This is a genomic window from Shewanella gelidimarina, from assembly GCF_023283945.1.
Classification (GTDB): Bacteria; Pseudomonadota; Gammaproteobacteria; order Enterobacterales; family Shewanellaceae; genus Shewanella; species Shewanella gelidimarina.
In genome coordinates this window covers 42,017-63,869 of the sequence record NZ_JAKIKW010000005.1, presented here as the reverse complement: position 1 = coordinate 63,869, position 21,853 = coordinate 42,017, and the positions used below count along the sequence as shown (strand labels likewise).

At 43.9% G+C, this 21,853-nt stretch carries 15 protein-coding genes and 1 riboswitch; of the genes, 6 read left to right on the top strand and 9 right to left on the bottom strand.

Features of this window, described 5'->3' with window-relative positions; genetic code table 11:
• The first annotated feature begins 432 nt into the window (after window positions 1–432).
• Window positions 433–2,262 (top strand): phosphoethanolamine transferase, encoded by a 1,830-nt coding sequence (locus tag L2729_RS06345; RefSeq protein ID WP_248987511.1) that lies wholly within the window; start codon window positions 433–435, stop codon window positions 2,260–2,262.
• A gap of 40 nt (window positions 2,263–2,302) precedes the next feature.
• Here L2729_RS06345 and L2729_RS06340 read toward each other — a convergent pair whose 3' ends face one another.
• The 6 genes from L2729_RS06340 to L2729_RS06315 all read right to left on the bottom strand — a co-directional run bounded on the left by L2729_RS06340 (window position 2,303) and on the right by L2729_RS06315 (window position 9,200).
• The gene (locus tag L2729_RS06340) at window positions 2,303–2,926 is read right to left on the bottom strand and encodes an acyltransferase (protein ID WP_248987510.1); all 624 of its coding nucleotides are present in this window, start codon (window positions 2,924–2,926) and stop codon (window positions 2,303–2,305) included.
• Window positions 2,926–3,672, bottom strand: coding sequence for a tRNA (N6-threonylcarbamoyladenosine(37)-N6)-methyltransferase TrmO (gene tsaA / locus L2729_RS06335; RefSeq protein ID WP_248987509.1), 747 nt, complete (start codon window positions 3,670–3,672; stop codon window positions 2,926–2,928). Before tsaA ends, L2729_RS06340 begins: the two co-directional genes overlap by 1 nt.
• Before the next feature lie 25 nt (window positions 3,673–3,697).
• Window positions 3,698–4,081, bottom strand: a complete 384-nt coding sequence (rcsF, locus tag L2729_RS06330) for an Rcs stress response system protein RcsF (RefSeq protein WP_248987508.1) — start codon at window positions 4,079–4,081, stop codon at window positions 3,698–3,700.
• A 143-nt stretch (window positions 4,082–4,224) separates the two neighbouring features.
• Window positions 4,225–5,598: an amidohydrolase family protein gene (locus L2729_RS06325; RefSeq protein ID WP_428848229.1), complete on the bottom strand. Its 1,374-nt coding sequence runs from the start codon at window positions 5,596–5,598 to the stop codon at window positions 4,225–4,227.
• A 2-nt stretch (window positions 5,599–5,600) separates the two neighbouring features.
• On the bottom strand, window positions 5,601–8,645 hold the full coding sequence (locus L2729_RS06320) for an amidohydrolase family protein (RefSeq protein ID WP_248987506.1): 3,045 nt from the start codon (window positions 8,643–8,645) through the stop codon (window positions 5,601–5,603).
• Between the two features lie 162 nt (window positions 8,646–8,807).
• Window positions 8,808–9,200, bottom strand: coding sequence for an H-NS histone family protein (locus L2729_RS06315; protein ID WP_248987505.1), 393 nt, complete (start codon window positions 9,198–9,200; stop codon window positions 8,808–8,810).
• Window positions 9,201–9,538: 338 nt separating this feature from the next.
• Between L2729_RS06315 and L2729_RS06310 the strand changes: the two genes are divergently transcribed.
• The 3 genes from L2729_RS06310 to L2729_RS06300 all read left to right on the top strand — a co-directional run bounded on the left by L2729_RS06310 (window position 9,539) and on the right by L2729_RS06300 (window position 13,280).
• On the top strand, window positions 9,539–10,288 hold the full coding sequence (locus L2729_RS06310; protein ID WP_101092791.1) for an electron transfer flavoprotein subunit beta/FixA family protein: 750 nt from the start codon (window positions 9,539–9,541) through the stop codon (window positions 10,286–10,288).
• Window positions 10,288–11,211: an electron transfer flavoprotein subunit alpha/FixB family protein gene (locus tag L2729_RS06305; protein ID WP_248987504.1), complete on the top strand. Its 924-nt coding sequence runs from the start codon at window positions 10,288–10,290 to the stop codon at window positions 11,209–11,211. Before L2729_RS06310 ends, L2729_RS06305 begins: the two co-directional genes overlap by 1 nt.
• 196 nt (window positions 11,212–11,407) lie before the next feature.
• Window positions 11,408–11,629: riboswitch (Lysine riboswitch) on the top strand.
• A 79-nt stretch (window positions 11,630–11,708) separates the two neighbouring features.
• A complete protein-coding gene (locus L2729_RS06300) occupies window positions 11,709–13,280 on the top strand; it encodes a Na+/H+ antiporter NhaC family protein (protein ID WP_248987503.1) in 1,572 nt (523 codons plus the stop codon).
• A gap of 135 nt (window positions 13,281–13,415) precedes the next feature.
• Here L2729_RS06300 and L2729_RS06295 read toward each other — a convergent pair whose 3' ends face one another.
• On the bottom strand, window positions 13,416–15,551 hold the full coding sequence (locus L2729_RS06295; protein WP_248987502.1) for a M3 family metallopeptidase: 2,136 nt from the start codon (window positions 15,549–15,551) through the stop codon (window positions 13,416–13,418).
• 402 nt (window positions 15,552–15,953) lie between these two features.
• On the opposite strand from L2729_RS06295, the gene L2729_RS06290 reads away from it, so the two are divergent.
• Window positions 15,954–16,532 carry a thymidine kinase gene (locus tag L2729_RS06290; RefSeq protein WP_248987501.1) on the top strand — a complete coding sequence of 193 codons (579 nt, stop codon included), beginning with the start codon at window positions 15,954–15,956 and terminating at the stop codon, window positions 16,530–16,532.
• A gap of 194 nt (window positions 16,533–16,726) precedes the next feature.
• On the opposite strand, the gene L2729_RS06285 is transcribed toward L2729_RS06290, so the two are convergent.
• Both L2729_RS06285 and L2729_RS06280 read right to left on the bottom strand, forming a co-directional pair.
• A complete protein-coding gene (locus tag L2729_RS06285) occupies window positions 16,727–18,874 on the bottom strand; it encodes a M3 family metallopeptidase (RefSeq protein ID WP_248987500.1) in 2,148 nt (715 codons plus the stop codon).
• Window positions 18,875–19,764: 890 nt separating this feature from the next.
• Window positions 19,765–19,971 carry a cold-shock protein gene (locus L2729_RS06280; protein WP_101092803.1) on the bottom strand — a complete coding sequence of 69 codons (207 nt, stop codon included), beginning with the start codon at window positions 19,969–19,971 and terminating at the stop codon, window positions 19,765–19,767.
• Window positions 19,972–20,914: 943 nt separating this feature from the next.
• Between L2729_RS06280 and L2729_RS06275 the strand changes: the two genes are divergently transcribed.
• Window positions 20,915–21,853, top strand: coding sequence for a DmsE family decaheme c-type cytochrome (locus L2729_RS06275; RefSeq protein WP_248987636.1), 939 nt, complete (start codon window positions 20,915–20,917; stop codon window positions 21,851–21,853).

Sequence of the window (21,853 nt, the reverse complement as noted above, 5' to 3'; positions counted from 1 at the left end):
TCATCGTCAGAGTATTTTAAACCGAATTTGTACTGGTTCTATAAAGTTTGCTATCAAACTTACTGCTATTTCTGCTTTTAGTGTTTAGTCTGGACAAGTTAAACAATACCTTTATTTTTCGGCTTTCATGATTTAAATCGATATCACTTTCTGGTTGGGGGTTTTTAATATAGGGGTGGCAGCATGATTGAGTATGGGTTAAAAGTTAATGAGCAATGTAGATTATTTGTTGGCTAAATTATAAAGGGGGAGTGAGTAGGCAAATTTGGTGATATTGACTTATAAGTGCTGCTGCATTTATTCAACCATGTCGCTTAAATCACAAGATCTAAATTGGCCAGATATTTATTGAGATAGATAAAAACAGCTGCTGGTTAATGTCTTTAGTCTAGCTGGATACTGGACTGAAATCCGCTCCACTCATCATACTCTTTGGACCATCGTATTTTACCTGAGCGATTACCATTCAGCGCTTACATCTGCTTACTTGCGGGTTACACTTGGTTACACTACAGAATTGAGCTCAGTGATAGCCTAGCCTCTTTAGCCATTACGGTGCTTTATTTCTGTATGAAGAGTCGAGAAGAACATATTAATCCTTTGTATTATTTACAGAGTAATATTAGCGTTAATCAGCTGGTTTGTATTACTGCATTATATTTTACCTTAGTATTTAACTTTCCATTTTTAAAAGAAGTTTGGGCTGTTGTAACAGCGCTGCCTGAATATAATCTCGGTTTCTTATATAGCATACCTCTACTGGTTTTTTGTCTATGCATACAGGTTATCAATCTGCTGAGTTTGGGCGGTCATCGATACTTGTTAAAGCCAGTGCTTATTACGTTGCTGCTGCTATCTTCATTAGCGTTTTATAGCAAGCTAACTTATGGTGTGGTGTTTGATTACGGTATGGTACAAAACTCATTACAGAGCCATAGCTCTGAAGCCATGATGTACCTCAATCAGTATTCAGTGTTTTTCTTTTTAGTGAGTGGGTTATTACCAGCCATTTTGATTGCTCGTAGTGACGTCCATTATTTGTCGATGGGTAGAAATGTGGCCCATAGTGTAAAGCTGAGCCTCATCAGTCTCGTTACTATAGTGATGATTGCTTACTTGTATTATCCCAATTACGCCTCTGTTGGGCGCAATAATAAGTTTCTACAGAAGTCCTCTATCCCCTTTCAATATCTAGTCGCAACAGGTAAATATGCACGCGACCATTATTTTTCGACCCCACTTGAATTTAAGTTACTAGATAGTGAACCAAAACTGCGTAATCAACATGCTGGAGCTAAGCGGGTTCTCGTGATGCTAGTGGTCGAAACGGCGAGGGCAGATCACTTTTCACATAATGGTTATTCAAAACAAACTAACCCGTACACTCAAGTGCAACCTGTGACCTCATTCAAAAACATGTATTCCTGTGGTACTGCAACTGCGGTGTCGATTCCCTGTATGTTTTCTGCATTAAGCCGAGAGGAATACGATCACAATAAAGCGAACTCACAGCAAAATTTACTCGACTTAGTCTTACTGGCTGGAGTTGATGTGTTGTGGGTGGATAATAATGGCTGTAAAGGGGTATGTGAGCGAGTACCAACAGTGACCATCGACGTTAAATCAGACTCGCCACTGTGTGATGGTGATTACTGTTTCGATGAAACATTACTGGCTCCACTAGAGAATAAACTGCAAAACCTAACGGCAAGTACCACTTTGATTGTATTACATATGATGGGGTCTCATGGTCCTACTTATTATAAGCGTTATCCTGATAATCAACGAATATTTAAAGATGATTGCCCACGCAGTGATATCCAAAACTGCAGTACAGCGACGTTAATTAATACTTACGATAATACTATCGCTTATACCGATTGGGTGATCTCAAAGGTGATAGATAAGCTAAATAGATTACCCATTAACACTGAATCGGCAATGTTATATGTCTCTGATCATGGTGAGTCACTTGGTGAGAACGGGGCATATTTGCATGGTTTTCCTTATGCATTGGCACCGGAATCGCAAAAACATGTACCCTTGTTAACTTGGTTTGCCGAGCCAATGAAAGTTGATACTAAGTGCCTAAGAAAAAACGCAGAACAAAATGAGTTTAGCCACGATAATATCTTTCATAGCATGTTAGGTCTATTGCAGGTCAGCTCTAGTGTATATCAGGCCTCACTTGATCTATTTTCATCCTGCAAGGGAAGGAGCCTGACGAGAGTTGCAGCTGGAAATTCGGCCATTAAGCAATAATGGCCGAGCTGACATTCTCTTAAAAGCGAGTGCCAACGGCTTAGTTTTTGTCTCGTCTATCTCCAATCACTTGTGCTGGATTACCTGCCACAATGGCGTACTCAGCAACATTTTTAGTCACGACTGCGCCCATACCAATGACGGCGTGGTTACCTATAGTGACACCATCAACAATGCCAGCTTGCGCGCCAATCCATACATCGTCACCAATCACCACACCTTTAGAGTTTGAGGCTTGCTGGTAGATGGGCATGTCGGGCGCCATACCGTGATTAAAGGCATAGATAGTGACATTGTTAGCGATACGAGTTTGGTTGCCGATGGTGATACCATGGCGGCCGCCATCGAATGAGCAACCGTGATTGATAGCAACTTCATCACCCAAGGTTATCGGGCCATGTAAAAAGCTGTCGGCGGCAATCATGCATTGCGTACCCATTGCAATATTGCGCCCAGGCTCGGCAAACAGGTTTGCCTCAGGGGCCACAAAGCAGTTGTCACCAATTAATATTGTTTCTACGGCGGAAAAGTGTGCTTGCACCTCATCTTGCCAAGGTTTAGCCCATAACAGATGTTTCTCTTTTAATGAAAAATACAGCCATGGCATGTAAGACAGGCGTTTTTTATGCTGAGTTTGGTAATCAGGTTTGGCTGCTGTGGTCATTATGGCGTGTCCGAGGTATTGGCCATACCCACTTGTGAGGGGATTATTTCGAGTACTTCAATGCCTTGTGGCAGCATTTTCCACAGTATATCTAAGTCATAGAGGGCGACTTGATAGAGCTTAGGGTCCTCCTTTGCTTTTTTATAAGCAGGGCGAGGGTCTTGTGCTAATACGCCCTCAATAAGCTCTGCTAAGCGCGAATATGCGGGGTTTTGCTGATATTGCTCAAGTTGTTGTTGGGCTGTTTCGCAAAATGTCACACTTGCCAACTCTGGTGCCTCTTGGGCTATGCCGCCGTGTGCATCATCAATCGCATCAGAAAAGGGGATATAGGGTTTTATATCGACAATAGGGGTGCCATCGAGCAAGTCCATGCCTGAGATCTCAAGTCTGACTTTACCATTGTCAGTATGTACCGCATGCAGTTTCACCACCGATTGACCTATGCCATTTGGCCTAAAGGTTGATCGCGTGGCAAATACTCCCAGCTTTTCATTACCGCCCAATCTTGGCGGACGAACAGTGGTTTTCCAGCCCTGAGCTAAGTTCTCATGAAAACAGAACAGCAACCACACATGAGAGTACTGCTCTAGCCCTCTAACGGCATCAACTTGATTAAAAGGGGCGGCAAGTTCAACAAAACCACGTGCTGCGGACACTAAGCCTGGTTGGCGTGGGATGCCAAATTTTTGTTTATAAGGCGTTCGGCAATACGCGACAGCTTGGATCTGGTTAGTAAAGGACATTGGTTACTCTTGGCCTGAGCCGCTGTTATTCTTGTACGCTGGTGGTGGTAATAGCTTGACCAACACAAAGAGCACTCGTGACACAATTTGGTGTTGATGCTTCGATTAATAGGCAATTTTTAATGATCAAACCATTAGCGTGTTTATCGGCAGCTGCGCGGCGAGCTAATGTGCGCGCTTCAGCGATAGACGCGGGGGCATCGTTTTTACCCATCTGGCACGTTTCACCTTCAACGAGTCCTTTAATTTCATATGGGCCTTTAGGTTGAACACTCCCTTCATAGACGGTGACATCAGAGGCTTTAAAATAGTCATTAATCGCATCGCTATCGAGATTACTGTTGAAGGCATATTCACCCGCACAAGCGCTGAGTAAAAGGATGAGAGATGCGGGAAGTAGGTATTTCATAATGATTGCCTGTTATATGAGTTGCTGGGGCCAGTGAAAGGCATTGATATAAAAGCCTAACATTAAAAAGGGCGTTCAAAAAAAGTGCCCATAAAGAGCACTTTTCTATCTAACTATTTTACTAGCGCTATAAGTTTGAAATTCTAGCGCTTTAGGTACTTTTGATAAAGCTGTTGATGACGATTATTTAAATCAATTTTACGGCCGTCAATGTAGATCGATTCTATTGCGGCTTGCATAGGATCTAATATATCGCCAGTGGCGATAATCATATTGGCTCTAAATCCTACTGCAATGGCGCCCATGTCATCTATATCGAGTATTTTTGCCGCATCAAGCGTGATGCTTTGCAGCGCTTGTGACTTGGTTAATCCATAAGCAACAGTCTGCCCTGCTGCAAAAGGTAAGTTACGGCTGTTCCAGTCAGATGAGAAACCCAATGCAAAGGGAATATTGGCTTGCTTAAGCAGCGCGGGGATCTTAAAGGCAAGATCAATCGGCTCATCCTTGCGCTTTGGCAAACTTAACGTCTGGGTGTAAATAACCGAGGCATTAACCTCACGTAAAGCATCCGCTAAACGCCACGCATCATATCCGCCAACAATCACTATCTTAAAGCCATAGATTTTGCTTAATGCAATCGCTTCCTCTATCTGTTTCTGTGATTGAGCATGGACAAACAGCTGAGCATCACCATCAAAAAGAGGGGTGAGTGCTTGCCAACGTAGGTCGGTTTTAGCCACTTTCTCTGCTTTCAGCGCCATTTGATAACGATGAGCATCGGCAAATGCATGGTGCACTTTGTCGACACGCTTACTGAGATCATCAAGATGCTCTTGACGCTTATCGGCATCAGATGACATCCAACGAATATGTGGCCAATAGAGATGGAACTGTTTGTTGGTTTTTACCAGCGCATCTTCAATCGTCCAGCTATCCATGGAAACAAGTGCTGACTGACCAGCAAGCCCATCACCTTGCGGTACAATTTGAGCATGTGTAATACCGTTAACCCGCACGGTGGGGATGATCTCCGAGTCGGGATTAAACGCGGTTATCGCTTCAAGTTGCGGGTTGATAAAGCCAACTTCATAAGCATCATTACTTGGGCGCATCATCTCAATTTCAATTAGCCCCATGGTGGTATCAAGCGCAATAAGGCCGGGATAGATGTGCTTATTCGTCGCATCAATAACAACCGCATTGGCGGCTAAAACAGCCGTTGCCGACGACGGTTTGCCTGCTTCGGTTGCAGCCTTCGTTGTATTTGTGGTCTCTATTGGTGCCGGCGTGGCCAGTTTTTGGCCTACCGCCACAATTTTTCCGTCGGCGACAAGTACGTCAGTGTGCACGAGTGGGCCATGAATCACGGAGTGAACGGTGGCATTAGTAAAGAGCACCGCGCCACTTTCCTTTGGGGCGGGCAGCATATCGTGGGCATAAACCGCGCTGCTAACGATACACGCGCTGACAACACTAAGCAGTGAATAAGCGTGTTTAGTGGATTGAGTAAACATCATTACAGTGTTCCTTGCGCAGTTTGTTGCCAAGCATTGAAATGGGTATCGCAGTGCCATTCTGGTTCTGTTTGCTCAGTACTGCTTTCACCCTGTTTGTGGGCGTCATCGCTAAGCAATACTTTTTGAATTAAGGCGGCGCGCTCTTTTTCAACCTCAATCTGAGCCCGCTTATCTTGCTCACGGTTAAAGTAACGACGGCCTTCAATCCAAGTTGATGTCACTTTGGCATAAACTGACAACGGTGAATCGCTCCAAAGTACGAGATCAGCTTGCTTACCTTCGACGAGTGAACCGACTTTTTCATCAATGCCAAGCTGTATTGCAGGATTAATGGTGATCATTTTCCACGCATCTTCTGCTGCCATACCGCAATACATTATCGATTTAGCGGCTTCTTGGTTAAGTCGACGCTGCATCTCATAATCATCAGAGTTGATGCTAGTGAGCACGCCTTGGTTTTGCATTAAACAGGTATTTTGTGGAATGGCGTCATAAACCTCAAATTTATAAGCCCACCAATCAGAAAAGGTCGATGCATAAGCGCCATGCTTAGCCATTTCGTCAGCGACTTTGTAGCCTTCAAGAATATGAGTGAAGGTACCAACTTTAAAATTGTAAGCTTCAGCGAGCCTGATAAACATCAAGATCTCAGATTGCACATAAGAGTGAATATGTACGCTACGCTTCTGCTCTAGCACTTCAGCGATAGCTTCTAAGCGGTAGTTGTATTGCGGCGCTACAGTACGTCTGCGTTCGCTAGAGCGCATGTTTTTATAATCTTTCTGTGCTTTTCGGTAGGCTAAAGCTTCGTTAAAGGCTTCACTAAAGAGTGATTTAACCCCAATGCGGCTTTGTGGGAAGCGACGATTAAACTTATCTCCCCAGTTACTCTGCTTTACGTTTTCACCCAAAGCGAACTTAATGCTGGCGGGGGCACCGGCAAATTTTAGCTGCTCAGCGTTATCGCCCCACTTAAGTTGAATAACTTGTGCTTGGCCACCAATAGGGTTGGCGCTGCCGTGTAAAATTTGTGCTGTGGTCACGCCGCCAGCAAGACCACGGTAGATGGCTATATCGTCGGGGTTGATGACATCGCCAATCCTAACTTCAGAGGTGATGGCATCGGTGCCTTCATTGGTGCCGCCATTAAGCGCAATGTGCGAGTGCTCATCAATGATCCCTGCCGTTAAGTGCATACCGGTGGCATCAATAACTTGGTAACCCGACGGTGTACGCAGTTGGCTGCCTATCTCTTCAATGTTACCGTTCGAGATTATTAAGTCGGTATTTTGTAGTACACCGCTTTTATCGGATGTCCAAATCGTGGCATTCTTTATATGAAGTTTGTCTTGAATTGGCTGTTGTTGTAGACCGTAAGCTACATTAGGTGATGTTTGCTTGGCTATTTGACTCTGGGCAGTTTGTTGCTCTTTTTGCGGCTCTGCGTCATCGACAACGGGCTCAAGTTTGCTTCCGCCAAAAGGGATAGTTTGGCCATGACTGTCCAGTAGGCGACCACGCAGACCAGCTTCATCAAACCACAATGTAAAGCGACTAATGCCAGTCATTCCAGCGTCAGTTAAATCTGCACTGAAAGTCATTCGACCTTGATTAAAGGTAACATTGCCGAGGGTTATCTCTTCTTCTCCGCTGGATAAGGTGCCGCTTAAACTGGGAGCTTGTGCAATGTTAAGATCAAAGGTGAGTTCGTTGATTTGCAATTGGTAAGGCTGAGCCAGCATGGCAAACTCACGATTGATAAGTTGACGCTCTTCACCTTGTAACCAGATACTGGTTATTTTACCATCTTCAAATACGTTACCATTACTAATCACCAAGTCTGCCATAAACCCAGGTTTTAGTTGCCCCACCATATTGCTAATACCCGCAATTTCGGCCGCTTCTGTTGTTAATGCGGCGAGGGCCGTTTCTTCATCTAAGCCGCGCTCTATTGCTTGTTTTAGTCGTGGCCAAAACGTGTCTGCTTCAATGCCATATTGCGTTAATGCAAATGGCACATCCGCTTTTGCTACCATCGCAAGGTTACTCGGTGCGCTTTCCCAATGTCTCAATGCCGCTAAACTGACATCCCGCGAGCTGTCACTGTCACCGATTGTCGGAGCCGCTGGGTAATTTAACGGTAGCACCAAACTATATGGATAAGATTTTAATTCATCAATTCTGGCATATTCATGACCATTACCAAGCAGGCTGCCTTTTACATTTTGTTCATTTAATAATCTGGCTGCTCTTATTTGATTATTTAGATTTTTGGTCTGAAATATAAAGCTTTGCTCTTCAAGACCCGCTAGGCGCTCTAATGCAATGTTAAACTCAATGCTGTTAGTGGTATTGGAACTCTTACCTATATTGTCGTTATACCAACGTGCATCTGAAAACGTTTGTCTAATAAGGGCCATACTTCCCATTAATGACTGAGGGTAGTCTTGAATAGAGCTTCCCTTATCAAATGCCATAAATTGGTTTGTTTTAGCCTTGTATATAATATTGTTTGCTTTTTTGTCTGCTAAAGATAAGCTGACTCCACGGCCTCTAAAAATGCCATCTAAATAGCTAGATTGGACACTTGTAAAGCCATTGTTAATCCATTTCCCGGCTTGCTCTTTATCTGGATACACATAATTGAACCATTCTTTTTCTGAATGAATTGCGCCATTCTCAGCGTTACCGCCAATTCGCTTTATTTCATAAACCGGATCATCGCTATCTTCATTTTCTGCTTCATACTCGATGGCATATTCAGTAAATGGGTCAATGAAGCCTGGATAGATAATATGACCCACTAAGTTAATTTCGAGCACACCTTCGGGAATGTCATTATCTTTAATAATCGACTTGATTCGATTATTTTCAATTAACAGTGTGGCATCTTTCAGCATTTCACCGGGTCTAAGCATAAGGGTTGCATGACTTAATGCGGTGATTTTTGGTGTGTTATCGGTCAATTGGTCATTGGCTAGCGCGCCATGACTGGTTAACGCACTAAGTAGAGCGACAAGGGCTTTTATTTTATGATTATGCATTATCGTACTTATGTTTGTTAGAAGAGTAGGGGGGAAGTGTGAGAGTACCTTAACTTAATAGCAATTACTAAGCAGTAATTGTAACGCCGAATGTAATTACGTGATGAGTATTAACAAAAAAACCCAGCAAGCGCTGGGTTTTTATAGGAAGTAAATGGAAACTTATATAAGAAAGTCTTCCATTGTACGACCTTTTTCTAATTCATTTTTGAATACGGTTGGCATACGGCCTTGGCCAGTCCACTGAACCATTTCACCATTGACTTCAATTTGGTATTTCGCTGGACGTGGAGCACGTTTCTTAGGTGCTGCTTTAATGCCTACACCACCAATATCGTCAACTGATAAGCCAATCGCTTCCATTTGTTGACGAATTTCTTCAATTTTAGCATTACGTTCGGCCATAGCTTCACTTTCTGCTTCAGCTTGAGATGCTTTTTCTTCGATAATTTTTTCGAGCTTCACAGCAAGATCTTTTAACTCTTCAAGAGATAACTCTTTAACCGCAGCTTTAAAACGGCGACCGTGGGTCAATATATCTAAAAATTCGTTCATAGTGATAGATGTCCAATTAAGATAGAAAAGTATTTTTATATTCTGCCCCAAATAATAGGAACTATTTCGATAAGGATCAAATAAAATTTCAATTTAATTGAGAATAAAATATATTAATTAAGATTAATTTGTAAAAACAGTGATTATATTTCTCAAATGTTATCGGTATCGGTCAATTACTGCTTATCTATTTAGATTAATGTGACAGTCGTTCGGCTGCATGTTGACGTTAACGTCAACAGCACGTAAAGTGACTCTAATTTCTGTAATAGTTGCTGTGATATATAAGTAGCTATTCGCATAATCCCGTTCATTAAGCGACGTAAGAAGGAAGCCCTATGAAAGTATTGGTGCCAGTAAAACGTGTCGTCGATGCCAATGTAAAAGTCAGGGTTAATGCTGACAATACGAGTATCGATACCGCAAACCTAAAAATGGCGATTAACCCGTTTTGTGAGATTGCAGTAGAAGAAGCCGTTCGTTTAAAAGAAGCGGGAAGTGCTTCTGAAGTGATCGTCATGAGTATTGGACCAAAAGCTTCGCAGGAGCAATTGAGAACCGCGCTAGCATTAGGTGCTGACCGCGCTATTCATATTCTGACTGATGAAGACCTTGTGCCTTTGTCTGTGGCTAAGCTTATACATGCGGTACAGAAAAAAGAGCAAGTCGACTTGGTCATTTTGGGTAAGCAATCAATCGATAGCGATAACAATCAAACAGGTCAAATGTTAGCGGCTATTGGCAAAATGCCACAAGCAACGTTTGCCTCTGAAATCAAGATGAATGCTGATCAGCTCACGGTCACTCGCGAAGTTGACGGTGGCCTGCAAACACTGATGCTACCTTTACCTGCAGTGGTTACCGCCGACCTACGTTTAAATGAGCCTCGTTACGCAAAATTGCCTAACATCATGAAAGCTAAACGTAAGCCACTTGAAACACTGACTCCTGCAGATTTCGATGTGACCTTAAAGTCTCACCAGACAGTCCTTAAAGTGACTCCACCCGCTGAACGTAGCGCGGGCGTAATGGTGTCTTCTGTAGAAGAGTTGGTTGAAAAGTTAAAGAATGAAGCGAAGGTGATCTAATGGCAATTTTAGTATTAGCAGAACACGATAACGCCAGTTTAAAACTGGATACCGCTAAAGTGGTTGCTTGTGGTCAAGCGATTGGTGGCGACATTGATGTATTAGTCATCGGTCACAACTGTAATGATGCGGTGAGCAGCGCACAACAGCTCAATGGCGTACGCAAAGTCTTAGTTGCCGATGCCGCTGTTTATGCCAATGGCCTAGCAGAAAATACTGCCGATGTAGTCACCGACGTTGCAGCGGACTATGAGCATGTTCTTGCTGCGGCATCAAGCCATGGTAAAGATGTATTGCCTCGCGTTGCAGCTTTACTCGATGTTAACCAGCTATCAGAAGTGATCGCAGTGGTGAGTAGCGATACGTTTGTCCGCCCTATCTATGCGGGTAGCGCGTTAGCCACAGTCCAGAGTTTGGATGACAAAAAAGTGATGACGGTACGCTCAAGTGCATTTGATGCGGTTGCAAGCGATGGTAGTGCTGAATTAGTGACACTGACACAAGAGGTTGCACCTCAAGTTGAGTTCATATCTCAAAGCCTAACGGTATCAGAGCGCCCTGAATTGGGTAATGCTTCTGTTATTGTGTCCGGCGGTCGAGCAATGGGCAACAGTGAGAACTTCGGTATCTTAGAGCAACTTGCTGATAAATTAGGGGGTGCATTGGGTGCATCTCGCGCTGCAGTCGATGCAGGCTTTGTACCTAACGATCTGCAAGTGGGTCAAACAGGTAAAATTGTTGCGCCAGACTTGTACATTGCTGTCGGTATTTCGGGTGCCATCCAGCATCTAGCTGGCATGAAAGATTCAAAAGTGATTGTGGCTATCAACAAAGATCCAGAAGCGCCTATTTTTCAGGTTGCTGATTATGGATTAGAAGCGGATCTATTTGAAGCGGTTCCACAGCTATTAGAGCTGTTGTAACTCATTAGCCATTATAACCGTGACAAGCTAATAACCGCCAAGTTGTTTGCGTTAGGTTACTAGGCTGTTATCGGCCATGTGTTTGAGTTGGTAATATTTGAGATCTGTGTCACGATAAGCGGCTTTAGGGTAGCATCCCTAAAGCCGCTTATGTTTTTATGTCACTCACGTTAATTAGCTCAGTCTATTTAACGTCCTTAGAAGTAGAGGTGCATTCAATATTAGTACCAATAAGTAGGGTGATGCCTATGACTTGTTGAGAAAGGATTTGATGCCGAAGTGACATAGCATATCGAGGCTTGTTGCTGGGGCTGTTACCAAATAGGAACAGCACTGCCATAGTATTTCTTATCGGGAAGATAAGAAGATTTTATATTGATGTCGAACATTAATATTACTGTGGAGCGCTACTGATAGGACAGGTGTAATCAGCTCTCAATGCTATATCCCACCAGTTCAGTCGGCCTCCATTCGTACTTAGCGAAGATAATAATTAAATGACAATTTTAAGTTATGCCGATTCGGCACTTTCGTTGCTGCCTCCGGTAGTGGCAATCGTACTGGCGATGTTAACCCGTCGTGTTTTACTTTCTCTTGGGGTGGGGATCCTACTGGGTGCGTTACTGCTGACAGATTTCTCTGCCGCAAACACTGCCCAATACGTGGGTACAAAAGTCATGTCACTGGTGTGGGATGATGGCGCACTCAACAGCTGGAACCTATATATTATTGGCTTCCTGATTGTGCTGGGAATGATCACCGCGCTCATTACCGTGAGCGGTTCGGCTCGCGCGTTTGCTGAGTGGGCACGCAAACATATCCGCAATAAGCGTGATGCCAAGCTGCTGACCATGTTCCTTGGTTGCGTGGTGTTTATTGATGACTACTTTAATAGCTTAGTGGTGGGTAGCGTCGCAAGACCGCTAACAGACCGTTACTATATCTCGCGTAGTAAGCTTGCTTATCTGCTGGATTCAACGGCTGCACCTATCTGTGTGATATCTCCGGTATCGAGCTGGGGCGCGTACATTATTGCCTTGATTGGTGGCATATTAACAGCACATGGATTTACTGATACAGGACATTTGAGCACATTTGTGCAGATGATCCCGATGAACTTCTACGCTATTTTCGCGTTATTACTGCTACTGTGTGTCGCACTCATGGGACTCGATATTGGCCCTATGCGTCAACATGAGCTTAATGCACAAAAAGGTAGCCTTTATGATGAATCTAAAGGATTACCACCGGGTGCTAGCTCTGGATTACCAGAAGCTGATACGGGTAAAATCATCGGCTTGTTTTTGCCTATTACGGTACTGGTGTTTGCCACATTCTACTTTATGGTCAGTAGTGGTGGTGATGCGCTTGCCGCTAAAAACGAAACCTTTAGCCTGATTGGCGCGTTTGAAAATACTGACGTTGGTTCATCACTATTCTTTGGTGCTTTAATTGGTTTAGCCGTGACGCTAGCGCTTATTATTTACCAAGGTGTAGATAAGAAGATGATCGTTAAAGGCTTGGTCGAAGGCATTAAGTCTATGTTGCCAGCAATCTATATATTGGTATTTGCATGGACGATTTCAGGCGTTATTGGTGAGCTTGAGACCGGCAAGTATATGGCGAGCTTAGCGACCGGTAATATTCCGTTTGCGATGTTGCCAGCAGTCCTCTTTATCTTGGCAGGCTTAACAGCGTTCTCGACGGGAACGAGCTGGGGCACATTCGGTATTATGTTACCTATTGCCGCTGATATGGCGATGGGCAGCCATACGAGCATGATGTTGCCAATGCTTGCAGCTGTGCTAGCGGGTGCTGTGTTTGGTGACCATTGTTCACCTATTTCTGATACCACAATTTTGTCGTCAACCGGTGCAAACTGTCATCACATCGACCATGTGATGACGCAGTTACCTTATGCACTCATTGTCGCAGGTATTAGCTTAGGCGGTTATATCGTACTCGGCTTCACTGAATCAGTGTATGCCGGCTTATTGACCTGTAGTGTGCTGTTTGTGATTAGCGTGATAATACTGCGGATTAAATCTTGCCAGCGAACCACGGCTTAGTTAGCGATAAAAGTTTAAATAGCTTAGATAGCAAAGTGTAGCGATAAGCCGTTAGTGTGTTGATTGCGCTTATCGTAAGGCATTAAAAAGCCGCTCTCAGTTGAGAGCGGCTTTTTTGTGGGGGCTATTTAAGTCTTAGTCGTTTAGGCCACGACGCTTAAGCAATGCTTCAGTGGTTGGCTCTTGACCTCTAAAGGCTTTATAAGCATCCATCGGCGGCACAGTATTACCGACTTCACGAATGGTTTTTCTAAACTTCATCCCTATTTCACGATTCAAGCCACCTTGAGTTTGCACATATGCAAAAGCATCTGCAGCCAGGATCTCACTCCACATGTAAGCGTAATAACTGGCTGAATAGCCGCCCGGGAACGCATGAGCAAAGTAGGTAGACTTATATCTTGGCGGCACAGCGGGTAGGTCAACACCGTGCTTTTTCAGCGCCGCGGCTTCAAAGCTGGCGACATCTTGCAGTGGCGCAGCAGCGTTAAGTGAGTGCCATTCTAAATCAAGCAGGGCGGCTGACATATATTCAAGCGTATCGAAGCCTTGGTTAAAGCTACGTGATTTAAGCAGCTTATGCAGTAACGCTTCTGGAATGGGCTCACCGGTTTGATAGTGTTTGGCATAATTGGCTAACACCTTAGGGTGCGCCGCCCAATCTTCTTCGAAGGTTGATGGAAACTCAACGAAATCGCGTGAAACTGCAGTGCCAGAAAGCGTCGGGTAAGTGACCTTAGAGAACATACCGTGAGTGCCATGCCCCATTTCGTGGAACATGGTGGTCACTTCATCGTAGCTGACAAAGGTCGGTTCTCCCGCAGGTGCCTTTTTGATGTTCATCACATTGACCACAACAGGCTTGCTGTTTAGCAGTTCAGATTGGGTTACAAACGAGCTCATCCAAGCGCCGCCACGTTTTCCTTCACGCGCAAAATAGTCGGCGTAGAAAATAGCGATGCTAGTACCATCTTCATCAAACATCTCGTAGGCTTTAACATCTTGATGGTAAACGGGTAAGTCTGGACGCGGGGTTAAACTCACGCCATAAAGGGCGTTAAGGGTGAAGAACACGCCGTCTTCTAACACGCGGTCAAACTCAAAATAGGGGCGAATAGCGCTAGCGTCTAGATCATACTTATCTTTACGGACAAGCTCGGCATAATACGCCCAGTCCCACGGAGCCAGTTCAAAGTCACCGCCTGTTGTTGCTATCATCGCTTGGATATCGGCTGCTTCTTTATTAGTGTTAGCCACAACGGCTGGCACCATAGAGCCAAACATTTTATACACCGCTTCTGGTGTTTTGGCCATTTGTGGTGCAAGGCGATAATCAGCCCAGCTATCAAATCCAAGCAGTTCAGCGCGCTGCGCTCGTAACTGCGCTAAACGCGCAACAAAAGAAGCAGTTTCGTTTTCGCCCTCAAGACCTCGATTGGCCGAGGCTTGCCACACTTGCTGACGTAACTGGCGATTATCTAACTGAGTCAGCACCGGTTGGCGCGTAGTGTTAGTGATGTTGAGTTGGTACTTACCGTCGTGGCCATTGGCGTTAGCATCTGCTGCAGCTGCACGAATAGCGCTATCAGACAAACCGGTAAGTTGCGCTTTATTGTCTACAACAATCGCGATCTCTTTGGTCAGTCTCATTAAGCGTTGAGCAAATTCATTTGTGAGGGTTGATTGTTCTTCGTTTAGTGCACGGATCTGCTGTTTTTGACTATCGCTGAGCTTGGCGCCTGCGCGCACAAAACGCTGATAGTAAACCTCAACTAAGCGGTTAGCCTCTGCTGACAAGTTAAGATCAGCTCGGCTGTTATAGATACTCTCTACGCGAGTAAATAACGCTGGATTGAGATTAATATTATCTGAATGCACTGCCATTTTTGGCGCCATCTCACCTTGTACTTGGCGTAACGTTGGGTTGCTGTTCGAGCCAGTCAAGTTATAGAAAACCTTTGAGGTGCGGTTTAACAGCTCGCCACTTTTTTCCATCGCAACAAGGGTGTTTTCGAATGTTGCCGCATCTGGATTATTGGCAATGTCGAGGATCTCTTGATAATGCTCGCGGATCCCAAGTTCAAGTGCGGGGGCAAAGTGCTCGTCTTTAATCAAGCTAAAATCAGGCGCTTGATATTGTAAGACACTGGCTTGTAAGAAAGGATTCTGAGTTTGGACCATAGTCGCTGCCGTTGGATTATTTTTAGTCGTTGAGCAGGCGCTTAATGCGAGCGTTGCAGTAATAGCGGCTGCGATGAGTGTTTTATGCATCGAGTGATAATTCCTTCATTATAGTTATTTGTTCTGATGAGTCTGCAAGTGACACTAGCAATTGTTTGTTAACTGATGCTTAAGAATGGAGGGGAATTGATTTTGTGTTTGATGCCTTTCTTGACGATTGATATGGATTTAAAAGGGTCATTTTGTATGGCAAGTGCAGACTGGGGGGGACGTGGTTAATCTTGCCCTAAATAATGTTGAGTTAAGTGGATTTTAAAATCGGTGTTAACTCGCTAGCTGGCCGCTATTGTCTAGGCGGTTACGCTGCGTAGAGTGATAAAAGCAGTGATAAACATAACGGATGATCAGCCTCACTATATCGTGGGTTGTGGATGATTTTTGTTAGCGAACAATGCTAGACTAACAACGAATTCATCCTTAAGGACTCTTGGTTTGGCGCAACTCTATTTTTATTATTCGGCAATGAATGCCGGTAAGTCAACTTCACTATTACAGTCTTCATATAACTACCGCGAACGCGGCATGAATACTTTAGTCATGACAGCGTCAATCGATAATCGATATGGTGTAGGTAAAGTGTCCTCGCGTATTGGCATTGAGACCGAAGCGCAGGTATTTGGCAGTGGTGATGATTTAACCAGCATGATCAACACGGCTCACCATGAGCAAACGCTGCACTGTATTTTAATCGATGAATCTCAGTTTTTAAGTAAAGAGCAGGTCAAGCAGCTTACTTACGTGGTTGATATTCTCGATATTCCAGTGCTGTGTTATGGCCTTAAAACCGATTTTCAAGGTGAGTTATTTACGGGTAGCCAATACTTACTTGCATGGGCAGATAAGTTAGTCGAGCTGAAAACGATTTGTCACTGCGGTCGTAAAGCCAATATGGTGGTGCGTCTAGATGATAATGGCAAGCCAATGCGAGAGGGTGAACAGGTCGCTATTGGTGGTAATGAAAGCTACGAGTCGGTTTGCCGCAAACACTTCAGAGAGTTTATCTGGGATTAATCTCTTGTTGTTCTAACATCAATTGAGACCCTTTAGAAGCCAGTCGCTAACCGCCACTGGCTTTTTTGTTGTGTCTGTTTAACCATTTGCTAGCCATAAAAAAGCGGCAAGCTTTAAGGTTGCCGCTTATTGTTAGACTAACAAGGATTAGGATCGCTATTCGATGTTGGCCGACGTCAGAATAACCAGTAAGGTTAGTCTACTAATCCACGATGCTTGAGTAGAGCATCTACGCTGGGTTTTCTGCCGGTAAATTTGATGTAATCTTGCATCAAATCTTCACTGTTACCTTTAGAAAGTACATTATCGCGGAACTTGTTACCGTTCTCCAATGACAAACCGCCGTTATGGCTCATGTAATCGAATGCATCAGCGGCAAAGACTTCGGTCCATAGATAGGCGTAGTAACCAGCAGAATATCCACCGGCAAAAGCATGGCTAAAGTACGCTGATTTATAACGTGAAGGCACCGGTGAAAAATCGATACCGTGTTTAGCTAGCGCTTGATGTTCAAACTTTTCCACATCATCAATTTTAGTATCTACTGAAATTGAGTGCCATTCCATATCCAAAATAGCAGCAGCGAGATATTCAGTGGTATTGAAGCCTGTTCCAAACTTGTTAGCAGCCAACACTTTAGACAAGAGTGCGGCCGGAATCGGTTCACCCGTTTGGTAATGCTTAGCGTAGTTGGCAATCACCTGTGGATCTATTGCCCAGTCTTCATTGGCTTGAGATGGAAACTCGACAAAGTCACGTGGAGTGGCCGTGCCCGCTAAACTTGGGTATTTCACATCAGAGAATAAACCGTGAACGGCATGACCAAACTCATGGAACATGGTGGTCACTTCATCGAAGGTCATCAGGGTTGGGCCCGATGCGGGCTTTGGAATGTTGAGCGCGTTATAGACAACGGGTTTAGTGCCTAACAAACCGCTTTGCGTCACAAACTCATCCATCCATGCGCCGCCACTCTTTCCTTCTCGAGCATATGGGTCGAGATAAAAGATGCCGATGGATGAATTATCTTTATTGAAAATTTCGTAAGCTGACACATCCTCATTCCACACAGGTAAATCTGTACGCGGCTTAACCGTAATGCCGTACAGCTTTTCCATAGCGAAGAACATGCCATCGTTTAGTACACGGTTAAACTCGAAATAGGGAGTGACTAGACTCTGGTCTAGATCATACTTCTCTTTACGTACTTTCTCGGCAAAATAAGCCCAATCCCAGGGAGCTAGCTCAAATGTCGCACCTGTTTTGGCTATTTCAGCTTGAATATCGGCCGCTTCCTGTTTCGCTTTGACTACCGCTTTAGGGGCCAAATCGTCCAAGATCTCGTACACGGCGGTGGGTGTTTTGGCCATTTGGTCGGCAACGGTATAGGCAGCCCATGAGTCATAGCCGAGTAACGCGGCTTTCTTGGAATGCAGGTGCGATTGCTTAATAATATTGGGACCGTTGGCATCCATTGCACGATTTGCTGAGGTTTCCCATACACGTTGGCGCAGAGCACGGTTGTTGAGGCTAGAAAGAATAGGCTGGCGAGTGGTGTTGACTAGGGTGATTAAATACCCTTCTTTGCCTGCGTCTTTAGCTGCTTGTGCTAAGGTCGCAATTTCGGCGTTAGACAAGCCATCGAGCTCGGCTTTATCGGTGACGATAACCACTTCATTTTTAAACGCGTTCATCACGTTTTTTGAAAACGCGGTAGTCAGGCTGGCCAGCTGGCCATTGAGGTCGCGCATTGTGGTTTTATCTGCATCTGATAACTTGGCACCAGCGCGATCAAAATTCTGGTAGTAGAATTCCACTAAACGCTTATCCGTAGCAGATAATGTATCACGTGACTGATACACAGCTTCAACACGAGCAAACAGTTCGGGGTTGAGATAGATATTGTCCCAATGTGCCGATAACTTCGGGGCTAACTCTGCTTCTAAAGCTTGTACTTTATCGGAAGAGTTAACACTGGCAAGGCTAAAGAACGTTTTAGAAACTCGAGTCAGTAAGCTGCCTGCTTTTTCCATCGCCACTATGGTGTTGTCAAATTCCGGCGCTTGCTTATTGTTCATTATTTTAGCAATGTCGGCATCATGCTCAGCGATCCCTTGTGTAAAGGCGGGAGCATAATCAGCGAAGGTAATTTGATCGAACTCTGGTGCTTGATACTGCAAACGACTCTGCTGCATTAATACATTGCTCACTTTTACCTGTGTGTTACTGACTTCTGTTGCGTTCATGGCTGGTGGAGTAATATCTTTGTTTCCAGAGACTTCTGAACAACCGGTGATCGTTAAACTGGCCAAAATAGCCGTAGTGAGGATAGACTTACGCATGGAGATTCCCTTTGTGATAACGCACTGCATTTTATTGACTAATTGTTATGAGTAGCGAATACCACCATACCAAGTGGATCTAACTAACATCAAACTCAAATTTTAAGTTTCAATTAATATCGTGCTGTAATAATGGGAATAACAGTATTATTTTTTCATACTAAGCAGTTTGGGGCCGTTGGTTTAACAGAGTTTTAATTGTTAACGTTTTGCGTCACTTCGCTGCGCTTAATATCGCATTGGATACAAGGTGTTGATACACATCATATTAGCGATTCTCATTGAATTATCACTTTAGCAACATGTCGCCATAAATTATCTGATATACAAATAGTGCACTTTTGCTGTGACTCATCATTCTTATTGCAGCGATAGCGACATTAAATTTTGTTCATTTTAAGGGCAGCCCCTAGCCATTGATGTTGACTGTTTAGATTTCTTATTCTTATCGTGAGTATACAACAGCCTCACATTGGGTAAGCGTTGGGTCTGGAGGCATCTTTACTCGCCAGTTTAGTGTTGCTATGCCCGAGGTTGGCGCATTACTGGATTTGGATTGGCTATGCTGCAGGGATTAAGTCTGGCAGGGATCCTGGTGCTTGCGACTTTGGGCGCTAGAGATACAACAAGTGCAAAGTAATACCAAGCTGGTTGAAACCGTTAAGCAAGTGGGATTATATATCACAGTGGGAGGGTATTTACTGAGGATGATTAGATTGCAGTTCACTGTCGAGTCGATTTAAAGAAGCTAAGCCGCCAGTTAAAGTTAGGGCAATTCATTACTAAGAGTAAATGAACTGCCCTCTACAACATACTCCAGCAGCAAGGCTGCAGGGTGTTGTGGCGGCTGGAGGTTAAATACTCCCAGCTACCCGATCAAGTGTCATCGATTAAACGGCAACAACTTTATTAGCACATGGACCTTTCTGTCCTTCGCCAACTTCGAACTCAACCGCTTGGCCATCATTCAATGTAGCGTATTGACCGCCAGCTTGAATTTCTGAATGATGAACAAACAAATCTTTGCTTCCGTCTTCTGGAGTAATAAAACCGAAACCTTTATCGGCGTTAAACCACTTGACTATACCTTTACTCATAATATTCTCTTTATCTTCGGTGAAAAATATAATTCTGATGTGCTATCACCATTACAAAATCAGAACGTTAAACTAGTTTAGCTTATAACACTTTTATACGCGCCTTGCGCGGCTATTAAGCTCGACCGCTCAAAGCGTGTACTAATAATCAATTATTTAAGGATTATCTCACACACCTTCTAGAAAGGCGAGTATACAGGCTTTACTTGCCTCATATTAGCTGAAAATTGAGAATATATGCTTTTAGTCACCAGAATTTGTGTTTTTTTTATTATTCACTCAATAACCAGCGGTGCACTTAGCCATGTCACTGAGAGGATATTGGCGAAATCTAAGCATACTGTATCAAAATATCACTAAGGGTTAACTAAACGTTATCGCACAATCGATAAGGTTATCTTTCCATGGAATGAGAAAAAGTATGGCAAACAGGTGGATGCTCTATTGAACTCTGAAGTGGCTTCTATGGTTAACGCTGATGAATGTTGATGAGTCCATGCTTATAGTCGGTGAGTATCTGTTGTGACCCGTTCAAATATTAGCACTTTAAGCTATAACTTAAGGGGTATTACTGTCTTTGCGCTGAATAGTTCGAATTATATTAGTGATCTAGCGCTAATAAATACGCCCCGCTAATTCAACTTATTTACATTCCATTGTTATATTAATAACTGCTAAAGATAACAACCATTCTCAGCTAGATCATATCTTACTGAAATTTATAATTATTTTGTTTTTACCACTTTTAAACTAGTATTTAAAGCGCATCTTTATATTGTGACCTCACAAGCGATTTACCCAAAAGTATGGCGTAAGCCTCAACTCGTATAACAGTTTGTATGCGGTTGAACCAACAGATGTTCAAGCTCTAAAATACCCCTATCGATATACAACAGGTCTGAAATTAATGTCCTTCATCAATACCATAAAGTCAGTGAATTTTATGGCCAAGTCAGTGGCTACGAGTTTACTCACATTAATCATTATTATTTTACCAGCCCAAGCAACTCCTTGGAGTTCTCTTGATTCTGATCAATTAGAACAAAAATTAACCGAAAAGTTTGCTGAGGGTAAGTACTCTTCTAAAGGCGCAGACTCTTGCCTAATGTGCCATAAGAAGAACGCTAAGGTTATGGCGATTTTTGACGGTGTTCATGGCGACATGAATAGCAGTAAGTCTCCAATGGCAGGCATGCAGTGCGAAGCCTGTCATGGTCCTTTAGGTAAACATAATCGTGGCGGTAAAGAGCCGATGATTGGTTTTGGTGCTGACAGCAAGCTATCAGCAGAAACGCAGAACAGTGTGTGTCAAGGATGTCATAACGACCCTAAGCAGATGGCGTGGCATAACAGTACTCACAACCTTGAAGAAGTCGCTTGTGCAGATTGTCATAGCGTTCACGCTGCTAAAGACCCAGTGCTTGACCGACTCATGGTTAACGATACGTGTACCTCATGTCATACCCGCGCTAAAGCGGATATGAACAAACGCTCATCGCACCCAATGAAATGGGACCAGATGACCTGTATCGATTGTCATAGCCCACATGGTTCTATGTCCGAAAGTGCGTTAAACAAGCCAAGCCTTAATGAAACCTGTGCTAGCTGTCACGCCGATAAACGCGGTCCATTCTTGTGGGAACATGCACCAGTAATGGAAGATTGCTCTAGCTGTCATACAGCGCACGGCAGTGTTAATGACGCCTTGCTCAAAGCGCGAGTTCCTCAGTTATGCCAGCAATGTCATGCCGATGACGGACATGCAAGTCGTATGACTTCACAAGTGGGTGTTGATGCCTTTAGCGCAGGTAAAAGCTGCCTTAACTGTCATAGCAAGATCCATGGTTCTAACCATCCTGCTGGCAGTAACTTTGCCCGTTAA